Origin of the sequence: Pseudomonas sp. GZJR-8 (genome assembly GCF_002916705.1) — a bacterium.
Lineage (GTDB): Bacteria > Pseudomonadota > Gammaproteobacteria > Pseudomonadales > Pseudomonadaceae > Aquipseudomonas > Aquipseudomonas synxantha_A.
The window spans coordinates 213,536-230,519 of the sequence record NZ_JXSI01000008.1 but is presented as its reverse complement, the minus strand read 5'-3'; the positions used below and the strand labels follow the sequence as shown (position 1 = coordinate 230,519).

Annotated in this window: 18 protein-coding genes; 8 read left to right on the top strand and 10 right to left on the bottom strand. The window is 53.7% G+C overall.

Annotated elements, in window-relative coordinates:
• Positions 1 to 603 (top strand): ribonucleotide-diphosphate reductase subunit beta (locus TK42_RS27155; protein WP_177083675.1); only part of this gene is annotated, 603 nt, incomplete at its 5' end.
• 61 nt (positions 604 to 664) lie between these two features.
• On the opposite strand, the gene TK42_RS17685 is transcribed toward TK42_RS27155, so the two are convergent.
• From TK42_RS17685 to TK42_RS26815, 3 genes are read right to left on the bottom strand one after another with little or no spacing between them, the layout of a single operon-like run.
• The gene (locus TK42_RS17685) at positions 665 to 1,738 is read right to left on the bottom strand and encodes a serine/threonine-protein kinase (RefSeq protein ID WP_103734778.1); all 1,074 of its coding nucleotides are present in this window, start codon (positions 1,736 to 1,738) and stop codon (positions 665 to 667) included.
• A complete protein-coding gene (locus TK42_RS17680) occupies positions 1,735 to 2,793 on the bottom strand; it encodes a serine/threonine-protein kinase (RefSeq protein WP_103734777.1) in 1,059 nt (352 codons plus the stop codon). The genes TK42_RS17685 and TK42_RS17680 overlap by 4 nt, the downstream gene beginning before the upstream one ends.
• Positions 2,794 to 2,796: 3 nt before the next feature.
• Positions 2,797 to 3,942, bottom strand: coding sequence for a PP2C family serine/threonine-protein phosphatase (locus TK42_RS26815; RefSeq protein ID WP_146097886.1), 1,146 nt, complete (start codon positions 3,940 to 3,942; stop codon positions 2,797 to 2,799).
• 546 nt (positions 3,943 to 4,488) lie between these two features.
• Here TK42_RS26815 and TK42_RS17670 point away from each other — a divergent pair.
• A complete protein-coding gene (locus TK42_RS17670) occupies positions 4,489 to 5,013 on the top strand; it encodes a Bro-N domain-containing protein (RefSeq protein ID WP_103734775.1) in 525 nt (174 codons plus the stop codon).
• 44 nt (positions 5,014 to 5,057) lie between these two features.
• Here TK42_RS17670 and TK42_RS17665 read toward each other — a convergent pair whose 3' ends face one another.
• From TK42_RS17665 to TK42_RS17655, 3 genes are read right to left on the bottom strand one after another with little or no spacing between them, the layout of a single operon-like run.
• Positions 5,058 to 5,378, bottom strand: a complete 321-nt coding sequence (locus TK42_RS17665) for a hypothetical protein (RefSeq protein ID WP_103734774.1) — start codon at positions 5,376 to 5,378, stop codon at positions 5,058 to 5,060.
• Complete coding sequence (locus TK42_RS17660) at positions 5,375 to 6,088, bottom strand: DUF4225 domain-containing protein (protein WP_103734773.1); 714 nt, start codon at positions 6,086 to 6,088, stop codon at positions 5,375 to 5,377. Before TK42_RS17660 ends, TK42_RS17665 begins: the two co-directional genes overlap by 4 nt.
• A complete protein-coding gene (locus TK42_RS17655; RefSeq protein WP_103734772.1) occupies positions 6,085 to 6,570 on the bottom strand; it encodes an Hcp family type VI secretion system effector in 486 nt (161 codons plus the stop codon). Before TK42_RS17655 ends, TK42_RS17660 begins: the two co-directional genes overlap by 4 nt.
• A 380-nt stretch (positions 6,571 to 6,950) precedes the next feature.
• Between TK42_RS17655 and TK42_RS17650 the strand changes: the two genes are divergently transcribed.
• The 3 genes from TK42_RS17650 (at position 6,951) to TK42_RS17640 (ending at position 9,284) form a co-directional block, all read left to right on the top strand.
• The gene (locus TK42_RS17650) at positions 6,951 to 7,598 is read left to right on the top strand and encodes an HAD-IB family hydrolase (RefSeq protein WP_103734771.1); all 648 of its coding nucleotides are present in this window, start codon (positions 6,951 to 6,953) and stop codon (positions 7,596 to 7,598) included.
• 251 nt (positions 7,599 to 7,849) lie between these two features.
• Entirely contained in the window at positions 7,850 to 8,797 is a 948-nt protein-coding gene (locus tag TK42_RS17645) for a hypothetical protein (protein WP_078822120.1), read from the top strand.
• Between the two features lie 106 nt (positions 8,798 to 8,903).
• Entirely contained in the window at positions 8,904 to 9,284 is a 381-nt protein-coding gene (locus TK42_RS17640) for a helix-turn-helix transcriptional regulator (RefSeq protein ID WP_032803685.1), read from the top strand.
• Here TK42_RS17640 and TK42_RS17635 read toward each other — a convergent pair.
• The 4 genes from TK42_RS17635 to TK42_RS17620 all read right to left on the bottom strand — a co-directional run bounded on the left by TK42_RS17635 (position 9,214) and on the right by TK42_RS17620 (position 13,363).
• Entirely contained in the window at positions 9,214 to 9,771 is a 558-nt protein-coding gene (locus TK42_RS17635; protein ID WP_032879814.1) for an AAA family ATPase, read from the bottom strand. The genes TK42_RS17640 and TK42_RS17635 overlap by 71 nt on opposite strands.
• 96 nt (positions 9,772 to 9,867) lie before the next feature.
• Entirely contained in the window at positions 9,868 to 11,370 is a 1,503-nt protein-coding gene (locus tag TK42_RS17630; RefSeq protein WP_032879813.1) for an amidase family protein, read from the bottom strand.
• 100 nt (positions 11,371 to 11,470) lie between these two features.
• Positions 11,471 to 11,977, bottom strand: a complete 507-nt coding sequence (locus TK42_RS17625) for a hypothetical protein (RefSeq protein ID WP_236648063.1) — start codon at positions 11,975 to 11,977, stop codon at positions 11,471 to 11,473.
• Between the two features lie 327 nt (positions 11,978 to 12,304).
• Entirely contained in the window at positions 12,305 to 13,363 is a 1,059-nt protein-coding gene (locus tag TK42_RS17620; RefSeq protein WP_032879811.1) for an MBL fold metallo-hydrolase, read from the bottom strand.
• A 122-nt stretch (positions 13,364 to 13,485) separates the two neighbouring features.
• Between TK42_RS17620 and TK42_RS17615 the strand changes: the two genes are divergently transcribed.
• From TK42_RS17615 to TK42_RS17605, 3 genes are all read left to right on the top strand, one after another.
• Positions 13,486 to 14,136, top strand: a complete 651-nt coding sequence (locus TK42_RS17615) for a TetR/AcrR family transcriptional regulator (RefSeq protein ID WP_032879809.1) — start codon at positions 13,486 to 13,488, stop codon at positions 14,134 to 14,136.
• 172 nt (positions 14,137 to 14,308) lie between these two features.
• Positions 14,309 to 15,418 carry a diguanylate cyclase gene (locus TK42_RS17610; RefSeq protein WP_256584603.1) on the top strand — a complete coding sequence of 370 codons (1,110 nt, stop codon included), beginning with the start codon at positions 14,309 to 14,311 and terminating at the stop codon, positions 15,416 to 15,418.
• A gap of 211 nt (positions 15,419 to 15,629) precedes the next feature.
• A complete protein-coding gene (locus TK42_RS17605) occupies positions 15,630 to 16,949 on the top strand; it encodes a PAS domain-containing methyl-accepting chemotaxis protein (RefSeq protein WP_103734770.1) in 1,320 nt (439 codons plus the stop codon).
• Positions 16,950 to 16,984 lie beyond the last annotated feature (35 nt).

Below are 16,984 nucleotides of genomic sequence, written 5' to 3'. Positions count from 1 at the left end.
CCATCGGTCGCTAAAAAAGCCGCCTGGGGCCTCAAGTACACCCGCTCGATCTCCGATCCGAAGTTCGAAACCGGCACCGTCGAGACCGACAAGGAACTGCTGCGTAATCTGGTCGCCTACTACTGCGTACTGGAAGGCATCTTCTTCTACTGCGGTTTCACCCAGATTTTGTCCATGGGCCGCCGCAACAAAATGACCGGCGTGGCCGAGCAGTTCCAGTACATCCTGCGCGACGAGTCGATGCACCTGAACTTCGGTATCGATGTGATCAACCAGATCAAAATCGAAAACCCGCACTTGTGGGATGCCGAGATGAAGGAAGAAGCGACCCAGATGATTTTGCAAGGGACTCAGCTGGAGATCGAGTACGCTCGCGACACCATGCCTCGCGGCGTGCTGGGCATGAACGCGGCGATGATGGAGGATTACCTCAAGTTCATCGCCAACCGTCGCCTGTCGCAGATTGGGTTGAAGGAAGAGTATCCAGGGACAACTAACCCGTTCCCTTGGATGAGCGAGATTATGGACTTGAAGAAAGAGAAGAATTTCTTTGAGACTCGGGTTATTGAGTATCAGACGGGTGGGGCGTTGAGCTGGGACTAATATCCAGCGCACACTTTATATATAGCTAAAACAAAAGCCCTGATTTACACAGGGCTTTTTATTATTTATCTAAAACCATTACTGGATGTGCTCTACCAGCACCTGCTCCTATATGAGGAGAAAAAACAACTTTCGCGCCTTGCTCTATTTTTGCTGGCCCATAAACACTGGACCTGTGAAAAAAAACCGTTTCTCGAAGTGGCTTGATAAAGCCCCAAGCGTTGTGTCTATAGTCATAAATCACGCCCTCAACTCGAGGTGATTGAGAGTAGCAAAGTGCACCGCACATGGACACCAAACGATCAGCAGACGGTCTCCGCACAGAATCTTTATTTAGGCACTCCAGAGAAATTTTTAGCAACTCGTTTGATAGCGGACTGAACTGAGGATTAGAAGTAACGAAGCTCGGAGCAGGTAAAGGATCCTCCTGAAGAATCCGCAACACCGCTTTAAGCCCATTTCCAAACGGAAGCTGACCAGTAATCAGCTGATACATCATAGCCCCCACGGACCATATATCAGCGGGGTGCGAAACCTCTCTAGGTTTTTCAATCGCCTCAGGCGCCATATAAGGTAAGGCGCCTACCGCTGTTTGAGAAGCAGTCATGGTTGAGTCCCCCCCTTCAGCCGCATCAACTAGTTCCTCACCAGCCATTTTCGCGATACCGAAATCGGTTATTTTTATAGCTTCAAGATTATACCCACCAACAATCATTATATTAGTCGGTTTTAGGTCGCGATGAATTACATTTGCATGGTGGGCAGCTGCCAAACCCTTTGCTAAATTATGGAATAATTTTGCAGCGAGATAGGGGTCCACAAAAGATGCACGATCTAATATACCTTGCTGGAGATCCTCGCCCTCTACAAACTCCTCAACCAAGTACCGACTATCACCTTCCCTCAGATAATCAAGAGTTTTAGCAACATTATGATGATTAACCTTAGCAGCTACCACAGCACTTCTTTTAAATCGCTTAGTTGCAGAATTATTCTTGGGAGTCTTCAAGGCCACTATACGCTGCATTAACGTATCATGTGCCTTGTACACATACTGCATACCGCCCTGCCCCACAAAACCTATTACAACATACCTTGACCCAATTGTGTCGCCATTACCATGAGGTCCGTTCATAGCACAATTTCCGGATGCGATAAATCAAAAGTAACAAAGGTACGCTCGACGTTTTTTCGCCAGCCACCACCTAACGCAACTACACAACTTCCCGGCAAGACATAACCAACATTGACCGCCTCATTATTTATAAAAACCTCTCCAGAAATCCGCGTAACCGAGAAGCTAAGACCGTCATAGCAAATATCAACATCACCGATGTTTGCAACTTTTAGATTAATTGACCTACTGCCACTCCCCAGATACTTCGCCTGCCCTTTATATACAACCAGCGCTTGATGAGCGTCGTGAAGAATATGCTTTTGCAATTCATCACGGACCATTAATATTGAAGGTCTCTGAGCCGGATCCGAATGCAAGCAGCTGTTTAACAAACCAGCCAAAATCGCAGGAATAGGAAATCTTGTCGTACAGAAATAGTCCACCGCCCCACTAACTTGATAAGGTTTCATCATTTGAGCCGGCAATCCACCTATAGCCATATGCAGAGCGGTAGCAGCAAAAGAGTAAACGTCGATCGCGTTAGTAAAATCAACGGTTGCCGAATAAAGTTCTGGGGCAGCAAATCCGTGCGTTCCAATAAAACCCATAGTTGAAGCATCACAGTCATTCCTTGCCAACCCAAAATCAAATATCTTCAGCACCCCTTCAGGATCAACTTTAATATTATTAGGTTTTATATCTCGATGTATTACACCAACGCTATGAATATCGGCAATCCCTGAAGCGACTTGCCAAATATTTTTATAATAATCATAGATCGTTAAACCAGAAAAATCCACTTCAAGTAAATCACGCCCTTCAACAAACTCTTGTACAATGCCTAGCCCACGCCCATGAAACTGCAAATAATCGTAAACCTGAACAACATGTTTCGATCGGACTCTCATCAGAGCCGAAAGCTCGTCAAAAATACGACGCTGATCTATATCCCCCTGAAGAACCTTTATAGCAACACACCGTTCTAATATCGTATCCTGACAAAAAACAACCTCCCCCATACCGCCTAAAACCACATCCCCTAGCGATTTATAACGTTCAGGCAGTTGCAACATGAGCTACTCCTTGCTCGGAAAAGACATCTTTAATTGTGGCATGCTATTTTCTTTTAATTCATCACTATCGCCATCTGAAGATTTTTTTTCAACCTCCACGTCGCGCCTCCCACCTAATTTCTTCCCTCCGCCATAATTTCTACGAGACTTAGTAGTTAGATTTTTTTTCTCTTTAACGGTTTTTTTCTGAACTAACTCGGCATCTGAATTCAAACCTAAAATTTTCTTTACATCAGCGAAGAATTTTTCCGGCTTATCCTGCGCCGCTATTTCACAGGAAATTTGCAAGTCACCAAACGAGTCCCATATCTCGTATAAATCACTATCCAAATCATCTGTTAAAATAGAACCGATAGAGGGTTCTACAGATACAATTACTGAACTGCAGTTGTCTCTACCACCACACCACTTGGCAACTTCAACCAATCTCCTTGCAGCAACACCAACGTCTTCAGCATTGACTATTAAATCCCGCATTAGCTCATTATTCAAGTAGTGCACCCCATCAGTTGTTAACACAAAAGATTTGAGTCCACTCGGCATAAAGCTTAAATAATGCGGATCTAGATCCACTCCCATACCGACGAATTGGAGCAGTTCATTTCGACCTTTTAAAGCTCCTAATTTATCCCCCAATTGACCTGCAAGAGTATCATCAACAGTCAGCTGCATTAGGCTAGATCCGTCGCACCCATAAACTCTTGTATCTCCAATATTTAGTATCCCACCACTACCATCCGACCTAAAAAGCAATACTGAAAGAGTAGCTCCCCCCCGACCAAGATACTGATCAAAAATCACTCTATTCGCGTCAAGCGCAGCACCGGACAGCCACTCGCTATGTTTACTACGGGTTTTACTTCTAATAAAAAAAGATGATAAAAATGCAGCCATAGCAATAGCAGCACAGACACCACCATCTTTCATTCCGCCCATCCCGTCACTAATCAGGACCAACGTATATGGTTTACCCTCACAATCAACCGAGCGCACTAATGCCGCCCTATCTTGATTTTCCTCTCGACCAATTCCAATATCGGATGCCACTGCACTAAATACTGGCCCCACACGTCGCACCCCGCTTGTGGGAGTTTTCCGTAAGAACCATTTCTTCAGCCTTTTATACGTCACCAACGATTCAATATTCATACTTTTCGCTCGACACAAGTCAAACAATTGATACCACTAATAAACGGAGAGCAGCAGAGATCAAGACACATAAATAAAATCAAAAAAATCACTTCTTTTAACAAAACCATGTAATTCATTCATACAAATTAGTCCTTTCATTAATTTATTCCTTCCTACGCTCACACTACAAGCAATCGCACCTTTCCACAATATTTGCACGACTTGACCATGGGACTCACTAGCTCTAACCTTGCGCATGAGCCTAAGAAACTCTACAACCAGAGCGGTCCTCCGCACCCGACAGCCATGCGGCTTTTTTTCGCCAGCGGTTTCTCTACGCCTGTGAAAAATCCCCGTTATGTCGGGAGTGGGCGAATACAAGACCCGAAAGGGGAATATGTCCGGCCCGTCTCTGGTGGGTTTCTTAGCTCCCGACACCCATAACGCATGCCCTAAGAAAGCAACCAGAGGTAACGGAAATGCCTGGATACTTTGCATCCACTGCGAAGGACGTTCGCAGCACCTGCATCATTTCTCAAACACGCTCCGGCTCGGAGGTGTGTCATGCATGAACCTACGGTCTTCACCCGCCACAACCTGCAACTGCACGCGCTGCTCCTTGAGAACCAGCCCTGGTTCTGTGCCCGCGATCTTGGCCGATTGACTGGTCTTTACTTGGACGAGCGCAAGGTCAGCAAACTCGATGAGGATCAACGGCAAACGCTGGAAATCCGCTATCACGGTCAGCCTGAGAACATGCTGATGATCAGCGAGTCCGGAGTGTATGCGTTGCTGGTGTATCACTACGCGCCTGGGCATCGCCTACTGCGGGAGTGGTTGACCCATCAGGTCGTACCGACTTTACGAGATGGGCAACAATCACGATCCACAGACCGTCCAATGCTGAGCTTGCTGGATTGGCCGGAGATGTCGCTGAGCCTGCTGCATTGGCAGGATGAAGGCTGGATTAGGTTGCGGGATATGCCCTATCTGTTGCTCAACAGGACTCGCCGCAGGGTGCCCCCGACCAGAACTTGGCTTCGGAAGGTAGCGGAATATTTCCGGTCTTCAGGTCATTCGGTACGTTGAACTTTCGTGTTTGGTTCGACCGAGCTAAGCTCGGACGAACCTTCTTATCGGCCTTCCTCTTTTTTTCGTTCAAAACTATCGCTAGTTTTCCATTTGACCGGAAGTGCAAATCCGTGAGCCAATATGCCGAAAAAGGCAATCCACTCGAGGATTGGATATTGAATAATAAAATCAGTCCTAACTCCAAAAAAAGGAAACTCGCAATACTTAATCACCTCTATATAGGACACCACAAAAAAGCCGTTAAATACCAAACACAAAAACAACTTCAAGCTATTAAGTCCCTCACCAGAAAGTCTAGACCTTAAAGCATACGCACCGCCCACACCAAAAACCAAAAATAAAAAAGCATAGAACACAATCAATCTACCACCCCCTTATACACCTGCTTCCCCGTCTCATAATCAATATATACCTCAACACCTAATGAAAACGTCCCCATTTTTTTGTAAGCCCTCTCCTTATCTGATCTTATATATCTGAACAACCGCCAAGCATCCGGCTTCAATACAAGTCTACGCAGACTGTAAAAAGACATGATCATATCTGTCCCACTGTAGACTAAATCACCTCCACTTTCGCCATACCCCAAGGACTGTGCAGCGCCGCGATATCCATTCCTGACCGGACCAACTGTATCGGAATGCCCCTCGAGCATATTCCTACCATTTTCGTACATGTTATTAGCGCCGTGCGCCATAATCGGGATGCCCGCCAGCAAACACAGCGTACCAACTGAGGCATAGCAAATTCCCGCCCCCGTCGCAAACTGAAGCGCCCCCGCGATTACCCCGATACCTTTCCTGCCCACCTCTAGAGATTGACTGATGAGGCTTTTTTGTTCGTGCTTTATTTCTTTCAATCCCTGATCAATAGTTTTCCTGCCTTCCTCAACATCCCTAACAATACTTCGCGCATAATAAGCCACCTCCCGATTGAACTGTAACCGAACAACCCCATCATTAATATTCCGAGCACTTATGGTACAAGCCTGGTTAGTCAGATACGCCGCAGCCTGACTAACCACCCAGATATCGTGAAACGTTGGGTTCTGTTTTTCGTCTTTTTTATTCACCGGCCTGTCTCCCAAGTACTGAAGCCACTTGTACCTGCCGCATGATGAGTCCAGATTATCTCGCGATATCTAAGCGCAACATGCTCTTGTGCCTCTGCATCGATATGCAAAACAGAATGCGGTACGTCGACGGTGAGGTCGGTGATGATGCAGCCTCTAATATCCACGCTGTAGTACTTTTCATGCCAGCCAGATTGGGCGATACGGTAAAAATTGATGACACAGTTGAGCTCTTCCCTATTGGAAAGTGCTACCGCCAGTAAGGGAGAAGATTTGTCGATATTTTTGGTAATCGCAATCGGCCCATGACTCGATGCCCTGACGTTGCCCCTGTTGGCCATATTATGGTGGAAGGACAGCACCATTATCTCGTCGCAGTGTCCCTCTTGCCACTTGTTGCCTATAGAGTCTTGAGTCGAACACTTTGCAGAAATTAGACCTTGGGATTTGCCGCTGATGGTCATGTAGCCGTGGTTTGCCATTAGGATAAGCGCCTTGTTGTTTTTAGCATTTACCATACGAGAAATAGCAAATAGGAAATATCGGAAAGTTCGCTTTAAGCGGTACGAGTTTTATGTAGGAAATTTAACTTACAGCTCTATCAGTCAGCCAAAACACTTGTAAGAACTAACTGCACTCGCTCTCGAGTGAGCGTGCCGGAACCTCAGAAGCCCCAATCCGGGCTCAGGGGTAGTAAACTCGTATCACCATAAACGCATGGACCGTCGCACGCACACAGAAGAGCGCAGAGGCTGACCCGCAGCGACCAGGCTGAACCGTCAACCTGAACCCCGACAGGCAAGCGCCAGTCACAACGCTATGAAACCGCCCTACCTGATAAGGACCACCCGTGAACCCAGACATGCTCGAAGCCGGCCCCATCGACGCCAAAGTACTCTCCGTCTTTGACTTCGACGGCACCCTCACCCACCACGACAGTTTCGTGCCCTTCCTCAAGTTTGCCTTTGGCCCCGGTGAGTTTTATGGGCGGATGGTCAAGCTGGCGCTACCTGGGCTGCGCTTCTTGGTGCGGCAGATCAGCCGGGATGAGTTGAAGGCGCAGTTGATTCGCACCTTTATGACCGGGGTGCAGAAGACGTGGGTGCAGCAGAAGGCCGAGGAGTATTGCCAGCGTAATTGGGCGCGGTTGATGCGCCCGGCGGGGGTGTTGTCGGTGGAGCAGGAGTTGGGCTCGGGGGCGGTGGTGACGTTGTGCTCGGCGTCGCCGGCGTTGGTGTTGCAGCCGTTTGCCGATCGGCTTGGGATCAAGTTGATCGGGACTGAGCTTGAGGTGGTCGACGGGGTGTTGACCGGCAAGCTCACCGGGAATAATTGCCGTTGTGAGAACAAGGTGCTGCGGCTTGAGGCGGTGTATGGGGATTTGGGCGAGTATCGGCTGCGGGCCTGGGGCGATACGCGGGGGGATAGGGAATTGTTGGCGGCGGCGCAGGATGCGCATTTTCGGCACTTTCATGCGAAGAAGAAACGGCGGGCTCGGTTGCAGCGGTGATGCGGGTGGGTGGGGTTGGCGGGGGGACCGAGGCGATCCCTTCGCAGCCTCGCAGGGGCTCGACAGCTCCCACATTTGATCCGTGCATCTCAGTGGAATGGTGTTTACGTTGTGGTTTTGGGGTCTACGCCGAGAGCCGTTGCAGACGCTTTTACCGTCAGGCTTCTTGAGCGGACGACGCGTTGCAGGTTCTTGCTGATATTTACACAGGATCCGGCTATTAATAGCCAAATTCCCACGGACCGAGCCCCATGAAATTCGACACGGCCTACAGCCTGGCTCTCGATGACAAGTTGTCGATCTACGACGTACGAGAGCTGAATTTCGACGAAACCGCTGACTTCGATTCCGACAAGGACCGCTTCCTCTGCCCCAACGACGCGTGCCGCGCAGCGTTCGACGCCGGCAATGTGTTGAGCACCTTCAACGCCAAGAACGTCAATTACCTGCGCACCCCACACTTCAAGAACAAACCCGGCACCCGGCATATCGAAGGCTGTCGCTATGCCAGCAGCCAAAAGACCGCGGCCGGTGAAAGTGAGGACGAGCGCGAGGACAACTTCCCATCGGAATTGGTACTGACACGCCGTCAGTACGAACGTAAAACACCTGCTGCCGGCATCGATGGAGGCGCCCCACAAGAGCCAACGAAAACGCCTTCAAATCGCGTTGAGAAATCCCATGTCAGCAGCGACACAACCCCGGACAAAACCAGCGTGTTCGCCCATCCGGTGGAATGCTATGTGTCGAACATCGATGACAAGGACAAGCTCAAGGCCATGCCCTTGAAGATTGGTGAGCACACGGCGACTTACTGGTCGTTCTTCAAGAAAATCGAATACCTGCAAGACAACAAGGGCCTGATCTACTGGGGCAAGATCAAGGAAATCAAAGACTACACCAGCAGCTTTCGCATCGATTTCGAAAAGAAAGTGTGGCTCGACAAGAAGCCTTATTCGGTCAACGTCTACCTGAACAAAAAGCTCATCGAAAGCTACCGCAAGCGCACGGTTTTCCTGGAGCAGATCAAGGCAGCGGCCAGCAGCGAGCGACCGCTGTATTGTTTCTTCTACGGAGTGACACCGGAACTCAAGCAGGTGCCCAGCAAGAAAAACCCCGAGCAAACGTTCGGGGTATTCAGTGCGAATATCGAGAACCTGGATCATCTGATTATCCGGGAGGCGTCGGGAATGGAATAACTGGGCGTTGAAACAGCGACGAAAAAATCCAGATGATGAGCGGTACAAACAACTGTACAAAAACACAGTATAGTTGCGCCTCCCCCGTCGAACCTGGAGAACCCCCATGTCCTCTCTGGCAATGAGCTCTTTCGTAGAACAGCAGATCGTCCTGCACCAATTCACCGCCAAACACTGCGCACAGGCCCGCGTTATGCTGGGCTGGAGCCGGGAACATCTGGCTCGCCAGGCGGGCGTGGCGGTAGAGGCGATTCAACAATTGGAGGCCCACGGCGAAGTCGACGATGAAACCCGCCTGATCCTGGCGTTTTGCCTGGAGGCGCAAGGGCTGGTGTTCTTCCCGGGGTTTGCGCCGGGGTGGGGCATGAGTGTGCGCCGGTTTGACACCGTAACCGCCGAGCCCACAGCACCAGGCCTCATTTCTCGGTTGATGGGTTCAACAACGGCGTCAGTTGATTCACCAACTCCTCAACCGAATGGTGCGTAGCGTCCAGCCGGATCACCGGGCAGCTCAACGGTTTCAACCAGGTTTCATGCCGACGCAGGCTACGTAGGCTGTGATTGCCAGTATCGTAGCGTGCGGCCCAGGTGAGAAAGGCGACACTGTTTTGATGGCGGCTGCCACCTTCCAGAATCTGCTCCCCGTAGCGCTGCGCTTCTCGCAGGCGCAGGCGTTGCAGGCGCACTTGCGGTTCTACGCGCAGGAACACCACATGGGTGAATAGCGGGATCATCGCGTCGCCCCAGCCGCAGAGTGACCCCGACAATACCCAGCCTTGATGGCCGGCGGTGTGTTCCTGCAACAGGCGGAGGCGTTCGTCCCGGAGCCGGGCGATGGAAAAGGGTTCGAGGGTTTGCTGCCAGTAATAGAAATCGGAGTCGAAACAGGCAATATTCAGGTGCTCGGCCAATACCTTGCCCAAGGTAGTGCAACCGGTGCCCGCTGCGCCGAGGATATGAATTCTGTATGCCATGGCGTCCCTCCATGGCATTGAGTGTAAACCGTGAAGTTTCAGGCCGGCAGGTTCAGTGCCCGGCACTCCTTTTGCGATGCAAAATGACCTGACCGATCAAAGCCCAGGCTTGGTTGCCGTTTGTGCGGCCTGCTCATACCCGTGGGCCACCGCCAACAACGTGGGCTCGCTCCAACGGGTGCCGAAGAAGTGGGCGGCCGTGGGTAAACCGTCTTCGTTCGTGCCGGAGGGTACGGTGATACCTGGGTAGCCGGCCGCTGCTACGCCGAAGTAACTGTTGGTATCAAAATCCGACACTATGGCGTCCAGTTTATAAGTCTTGATCGGCTCATCCACGCTGCTGCGAAAATCCTCGATCAGTTTTTCCCACGCCCTTTCGCGCTGTTCTGGCGCCAGTGTGGAGGCATTGATCTGCTTGAGCAGGGGCTGATGATCGGTATCCGTGCCGTCACGGTCTTCGTTGAACTTGATCAGCTCAGCCAGTGACTTGACTGGCAATCCCGTGCGCTTGGCCAAGTAGCCATTCAACTCTTCGTTTACATCCGATAACAACAGTTCTTCATAGCGTGACTCATCTGCCATACGCAGGTTAATCGGCACTAAAACCGCCCCTTGTGCCTCAAGCACCTCCAGTGCTTTGCTGAATTGCGCACTATTTTCCACAGCCTGAACTTCACCGTTTGCAGAAAACGTCTTGGGATATCCAATACGCTTGCCCTTCAACGCACCAGGTACCAATAACTGCGTGTAATCAACCCCTTCTGGAGCGCCCACGCTCGCCGGATCGTGGAGGTCGCGGCCAGACATGGCGTTGAGCATCAGCGCCGCATCGAACACCGACCGTGCCATCGGGCCCGGTGTGTCCTGGTGCTGGCTAGCCGGGATAATGCCATTGCGGTCCAACAAACCGACGCTGGGCTTGAGCCCAACCACACCATTAAACGCTGCGGGCACGATGATCGAGCCGTTGGTTTCGGCCCCCACCGCCAAGGGGGCCAACCCTGCGGCGACGGCTGCGGCCGAGCCGGAACTGGAGCCACCCACCTGCGCGTCCGGATGATGTGGGTTGCGAGTCTGACCACCGCGGGTACTCCAGCCATCGGGAGCGCCGCGAAAACCGGCCAGCTCCGTCATGTTGGTTTTACCGAGAATCACGGCGCCCTGGCTGATCAGGTATTCAACTAATGGAGCGTTTTTACCCGCCGCCTCCCCTACCAGAGCAAAGGCACCTGCACTGGTTTGCATGCCTGCAGTCTCAATGGTGTCTTTGAGCAAGATAGGTATTCCGTGCAGTGGTCCGCGCACCTTGCCATTGGCCCGTTCCTGGTCCAGCGTGCGGGCGCTTTCAAGCGCTTGCGGGTTGAGTTCAATAACAGAACTCAGCTGCGGATCCAGCGTGCGGATGCGCTCCTGAAAATAATTGACCAGCCCTTGCGAGGTGATGCCTCCCGGTCGCGACATCTGCTCAGCCAGTTCGCGCACACTGGCATATTCCGTCCCGGCGGGGATAGGTTTTGAAATCGCTGGCGACGATTGAACAGGCAAAGTGTTATGTGCGTAGTTAACAAAAAAACTTACACCAGAGCCGATACCAAACATGAAATATCTCCTGCGAGAGGAAGAAATGGCGAAGGATCCCGATTGACCCAGGTGCCAGTCTAAAAACTCCCCTCCCGCCAAGAAGCGCGACATCGGTAGTTCATCCTGTTGGATTGTTCAGCACCTCCTGTACTCCCAGACGTCGAGCACTGCGGTATCCCAGTACGAGTGCCGTAAGGGAATCCTTCGACCACCGCGCACCGTAGAACCACAACACTGCACCATCCTCAAGCGGTTCGTTAAGCCTTGGGTAGCCACTCCAGCATGCGTCGTGGAAGGCGGCGTTCTGGCTATCGGCCACCAGAGCGTCCAGTTGGTACGCGCGCACAAGCTCATCGATTTCATTGCCGCCAGGGCGCGGGTCATCGGCGTGGCGCGCAGGCACCGGGACCAAGTTGGTTCCGGCCCGGCGCAGAACATCCAACGCGCGCAAGAATGCCACCCCGTGTCCGATCGGTGTTTGATCATGCCCCCACCGCTGGGCGAACCCCACGCGCCTGCCGCTCAACGTCGAGGCAGCGCTGAAAGTGCTGTTGTTCTGTACCAGAGGCACCTCGACCATCACCGGCCCTGAGGGCTCCAGGCCGCTCAAGGCAATCAACGACAACGAGGGATCGCGCGTAGGTTTCAGGGGAAGAGCCGGTGCGTTATAGCCGGGGATTGGTATGCTGGTGGCCAAAGCAGGATCGGCACCAAAAGCGATGCTGCGTGAGTTTGTAGGGCCAGTAGCAGGATGGATACTCGCAGCGGGCTCCTCGAGCCCCGGCGCCAATTGCTTGGATGGGCACGCCATGCCGACTCGCCAATATTTGCTACATTCACTTTCCATCGGAACTACCCCGAAAATAGATTCTCGGAGATCATCGCACCCTTGACTGGCGCCTGTCGCAGCCTTGAAACAGCTTGAAAACTCCTTTTTCCGCGGCCATTGCTGTCAGCTGGCGAGGCGCTCCTGCGTACCCTCAGTCTCCACCTCCAACCACCACGCATGGCCGCGCTCGGGCTGGTTCAAGCGAAACGCCTGCCCCATCGCCGGGGTGGTGATCGATACATTGCGCTCCCAGGCCAGGGCCATGATGCGGTCGAAGGGTTCGTGCCAGGCATGGAATGCCAGATCGAAGGTGCCGTTGTGAATGGGCAACAACCAGCGCCCTTTGAGATCGATATGCGCCTGCAAGGTTTGCTCCGGTTGCATGTGCACATGGGGCCAATCGACGTTGTAGGCGCCGGTCTCCATCAGGGTCAGGTCAAACGGGCCGTACTGCTCGCCAATGCGCTTGAAACCATCGAAATAGCCAGTGTCGCCACTGAAGAAGATGCGCCGCGCATCGTCGATCATCACCCAGGAACACCACAGGGTCTGGTTGCTATCAAACAGGCCGCGTCCGGAAAAATGCTGTGCCGGGGTAGCGATAAAACGAATGCCATCGACTTCCGTGCCCTGCCACCAATCCAGCTGATGGACTTTATTGGCATCGATCCCCCATTTGATCAGCGTCTCGCCCACGCCCAGGGGCGCCAGGAAGTAGCGGGTCTTACCAGCCAGTTGCACCACAGCCTCGTGGTCAAGATGGTCATAGTGGTTGTGGGAAAGAATCACCGCCTCCAGCGGTGGCAACGCTTCAAGGCTGATAGGTGGGGCGTGGAAACGCTTGGGGCCTGCCCAACTGAACGGTGACGCGCGCTCGGCGAATACCGGATCGGTGACCCAGAATTTACCGCGCATCTTCAGCAGTACCGTCGAATGCCCAAGGCGGAACACCGTGTGGTCGGGTGCCGCCAACAACTGCTCGCGTGTCAGTGGCTGCACCGGGATCGGCCCCACTGGCCGCGTAGTGCGTGGTTTGTTGAACAGCATGTTCCAGAAAATGCGCAAGGTTTTGCCAAAACCGCCGTGTTGCACCGGGGCGTCATTGGTGAAGTGCCCCTGGTCCTGCCCGGCAGGCTGGAGCGCTGCAGGCGCAGGGTCGACACGGGTTGAAATCGTGGCCATTACCGAGTGACTCCTACAGTACGAAGAAGAATTACACTGCACAGTGTAGTTTCTACATTGCAACAAAATCCGGAGCAAGTAAACTGCTGAGTGTAATTTCCTGATTGAGTCGAATGCCATCCATGACTGCCCCCAAGCGCCTCACCGAGCGTAAACGCGACGCCATCGTGGCGGCGGCGATTGCCGAATTTCGCGAGAACGGTTTCGAGGTCACCAGCATGGACAAAGTCGCCGCCACCGCCGGCGTTTCCAAGCGCACGGTGTACAACCACTTTCCCAGCAAGGAAGAGCTGTTCGCCGAGATCCTGAGCCAACTGTGGGCCAGCAGCGTTGCCCAACTGGACGTGAACTACGCCAGCGACCAGCCGCTGCGCGATCAACTGCGCAAGTTGCTGGAAGCAAAAATGAAGATGATGTCGGACGCCAACTTCCTCGACCTGGCGCGCGTGGCCATTGCTGCCACCATCCATTCGCCCGAACGTGCGCAAGATATGGTCAATCGCCTCAGCGCACGGGAAGAAGGTTTTACCCAATGGGTGCGCGCTGCCCAGGAAGACGGCCGCCTCAACTGTACCGATCCAGCTTTCGCGGCTCACCAGATCCAGAGCCTGCTCAAGGCCTTTGCCTTCTGGCCGCAAATCACGCTCGGCCAGCCCACCCTCGATGTGGCCGCCCAGGCCAACGTCATCGAATCTGCAATCGACCTGTTCCTCGCCGGCTACGAAGTGCGCACCCCGCCCCTGCATCAGGACCTGTTGCCGGGGCGACATTAAAGGTCGCTTTTGGCGCATTCACCCGCTGTTTTGCGCAAATGGCCTGAAAGGACACTGATTATTCCTACAGGAATAATCGACAATATCGGCCGCTATTATCCGATCATCGACGCCGACCGTTGACGCACGCTGTCGCACCTGCAAAAACAAAAAACAGCTGACCCAGGACACTATGGAAAACAGACGAGGCAAAGGGCTTTCATTTGCCAGACGTATCTACAAGCCAAGGATCATCGGCCTGGGTATCGGTAGCATCAGCGTAATCGGCGCGTTGTATCCCTTGTCAATGCCAGGCTGGGTATGGGCGTTGTTGTTGTTCAATGGCCTTGCCTGGCCGCACGTGGCTTATCTGATCTCGACCCATTCGCCGTTTCCCTATCAAGCCGAACGGCGCAACCTGCTGTATGACTCATTGTCGGGCGGTTTCTGGGCAGCGGCCACCCAGTTTTCGCCACTGACGGCCGTCACCATTCTGTCGATGATGGCCATGAATAACGTCGCTGCCGGTGGCACACGCTTGCTCCTGCATGGGCTGCTCGCACAAGCCGCCGGCATCGCGATAGCCTGGAGCCTGTTCGGGGTCAAGTTCGATTCCAGCGTCAGCCTTTCCGAGGTCTACACCTGCTTGCCGATGCTGACGCTCTACCCGATGGCCATCGGCATGGTCTGTTATCAGTTGGCAATCAAACTGTCGCAACATAAACGCGCCCTCAGCGCCCTGAGCCGTATCGACAGCCTGACCGGCCTGCTCAACCATGGCTCATGGAAAGACCTGCTGAACCTCAAGTTCCATAAGTGCCAACAGCAACAAAGCCAGGCGACCATTGCCCTGATCGATATCGACCACTTCAAGCGTATCAACGATATGCACGGCCATACCGTCGGGGATGCGGTACTGCGCCAGTTGAGCCAGGAATTACGCCAGCACCTGCGCGAAGAAGACCTCGCCGGCCGCTACGGAGGTGACGAGTTCTGTGTGATCCTTCCGAAAATGCCCTTGCAAGATGCTGCGCGACTCATGGAACAGATGCGCGAAAAATTCAGTAACTACCGCACTGCGCACATCCCCGAATTACGCGTGAGCCTGAGCATCGGCCTGGCGGATTTTCAACCGGCCTTCAAGGATGCGGTCATGTGGCTCAACGCTGCGGATCGCGCGCTGTACGCTGCCAAGAACAGCGGCCGCAACCGCGTCAGGACCAGCGATCGAAGATCGCCTGTTCAGCCGCAGTTGTCTGATAACACCTCGTCCGAATCTTCGTCGGCGAGCATGCCGCAATAGCATAATGCCGCCATTGGTCGGCTACCCGAAAATGCCCCTGCTCAAGCAGCGAACTTCTGGACCGGCCGATCACTCTGAACCCCTTGTTCCACCCCCTCTGTCAGCATCAGGAAGCTGGCAATGAGCAAGTCAACCGTAAGGCCTGGGGCCCTACGGGGTCAGGCGCAAATACATGGATACCGCATATGCTTGCATGCCCGAGCCCTCTAACATGCTATTTAACACCCAAAAGAAAACCATCAGCACCCTGCAACACAGCATTGCCCAACAGGCCAGCCTGCTGGATGCCATCGAGCGCTCCATGGCCGTCATCGAATTCGACCTGCAAGGCACTGTGCTGCGGGCCAATGAGAACTTCTTCAAGACCATGGGTTACCGCGCCGAACAGGTCCTGGGCCAGTCCCACCGGATGTTCTGCACCCCCGCGTTCGCCCGCAGCGCCGAGTACAACCAGCTGTGGACGCAGCTGCGCAACGGCCAATTTCAGTCAGGCACCTTTGAGCGGGTGGGTGCCAACGGTGATTCGGTGTGGCTGGAAGCCAGCTACAACCCGGTACGCGATGAAGCCGGTCACGTGACCAAAGTGGTGAAGTACGCCATGGATGTCACCCCACGCCTGCAAGCCGAAAGTGAAGCCAACGCCAAGCTGCAAGCCATCGACCGCGCCATGGCGATGATCGAGTTCAACCTCGATGGCACCATTATCACAGCCAACGCAAACTTCCTGCAGCGCATGGGGTACAGCCTGACGCAGATCCAGGGCAAGCATCACCGCCTGTTCTGCACACCCGAACTGGCCAACAGTGCAGCCTACAGCGAGTTCTGGAAACGCTTGAACCAGGGCGAGCTGTTCAATGGCCAGTTCGAGCGGGTGGATAAAAACGGCCAGGTGGTGTGGCTGGAAGCCAACTACAACCCGGTGTACGACGCCAGCGGGCGCCTGTGCAAAGTGGTGAAGTTCGCCTCCGATGTTACCGCCCGGGTCCAACAACATGCCACCGAGGCACAGAGCGCGGCCCAGGCTTATCACCTGTCATTGAGCACCCAGGAGATGGCCGAAAAAGGCGCCGAGGTGATCCAGAAAACCGCTACCGGTATGCGCGAAATTGCTCGGGATATCGACACATCCTCGCAACTGATCGCCAAGCTCGGCGAGCGCTCGCAGCAGATCACCGCCATCGTCAACACCATTCGCGGCATCGCCGACCAGACCAACCTGCTGGCTCTCAACGCCGCCATCGAAGCCGCACGCGCCGGCGAGCAGGGCCGTGGCTTTGCCGTGGTTGCCGATGAAGTGCGGCAGTTGGCGGCGCGCACCAGCGGCTCCACCGCCGAAATTTCCGGCATGATCGCCATGATCCAGGACGAAACCCGCCAAGCCATCGACAGCATGGACGCCACCCGCGACCGTGCCGCCCACGGCGTAGAACTGGCCAACCAGGCGGGCACAGTGATCCTGCAGATTCGCGAAGGCACCGGCGAAGCGGTCCAGGCGGTGAGCGCGTTCGCCAACGACCGGGGCAATCGCTGACCGGTTCTTCATGTCGGTGGCTGGTGGGCTCGGTC

What these genes read in the sequence shown, in the direction of transcription:
- TK42_RS17685 (WP_103734778.1), bottom strand. Translation starts at nt 1,738, where the DNA reads ATGAACGGACCTCATGGTAATGGCGACACAATTGGGTCAAGGTATGTT.
- TK42_RS17680 (WP_103734777.1), bottom strand. Translation starts at nt 2,793, where the DNA reads ATGTTGCAACTGCCTGAACGTTATAAATCGCTAGGGGATGTGGTTTTA.
- TK42_RS26815 (WP_146097886.1), bottom strand. Translation starts at nt 3,942, where the DNA reads ATGAATATTGAATCGTTGGTGACGTATAAAAGGCTGAAGAAATGGTTC.
- TK42_RS17670 (WP_103734775.1), top strand. Translation starts at nt 4,489, where the DNA reads ATGCATGAACCTACGGTCTTCACCCGCCACAACCTGCAACTGCACGCG.
- TK42_RS17655 (WP_103734772.1), bottom strand. Translation starts at nt 6,570, where the DNA reads ATGGCAAACCACGGCTACATGACCATCAGCGGCAAATCCCAAGGTCTA.
- TK42_RS17650 (WP_103734771.1), top strand. Translation starts at nt 6,951, where the DNA reads ATGCTCGAAGCCGGCCCCATCGACGCCAAAGTACTCTCCGTCTTTGAC.
- TK42_RS17645 (WP_078822120.1), top strand. Translation starts at nt 7,850, where the DNA reads ATGAAATTCGACACGGCCTACAGCCTGGCTCTCGATGACAAGTTGTCG.
- TK42_RS17640 (WP_032803685.1), top strand. Translation starts at nt 8,904, where the DNA reads ATGTCCTCTCTGGCAATGAGCTCTTTCGTAGAACAGCAGATCGTCCTG.
- TK42_RS17635 (WP_032879814.1), bottom strand. Translation starts at nt 9,771, where the DNA reads ATGGCATACAGAATTCATATCCTCGGCGCAGCGGGCACCGGTTGCACT.
- TK42_RS17630 (WP_032879813.1), bottom strand. Translation starts at nt 11,370, where the DNA reads ATGTTTGGTATCGGCTCTGGTGTAAGTTTTTTTGTTAACTACGCACAT.
- TK42_RS17620 (WP_032879811.1), bottom strand. Translation starts at nt 13,363, where the DNA reads ATGGCCACGATTTCAACCCGTGTCGACCCTGCGCCTGCAGCGCTCCAG.
- TK42_RS17615 (WP_032879809.1), top strand. Translation starts at nt 13,486, where the DNA reads ATGACTGCCCCCAAGCGCCTCACCGAGCGTAAACGCGACGCCATCGTG.
- TK42_RS17610 (WP_256584603.1), top strand. Translation starts at nt 14,309, where the DNA reads ATGGAAAACAGACGAGGCAAAGGGCTTTCATTTGCCAGACGTATCTAC.
- TK42_RS17605 (WP_103734770.1), top strand. Translation starts at nt 15,630, where the DNA reads ATGCTATTTAACACCCAAAAGAAAACCATCAGCACCCTGCAACACAGC.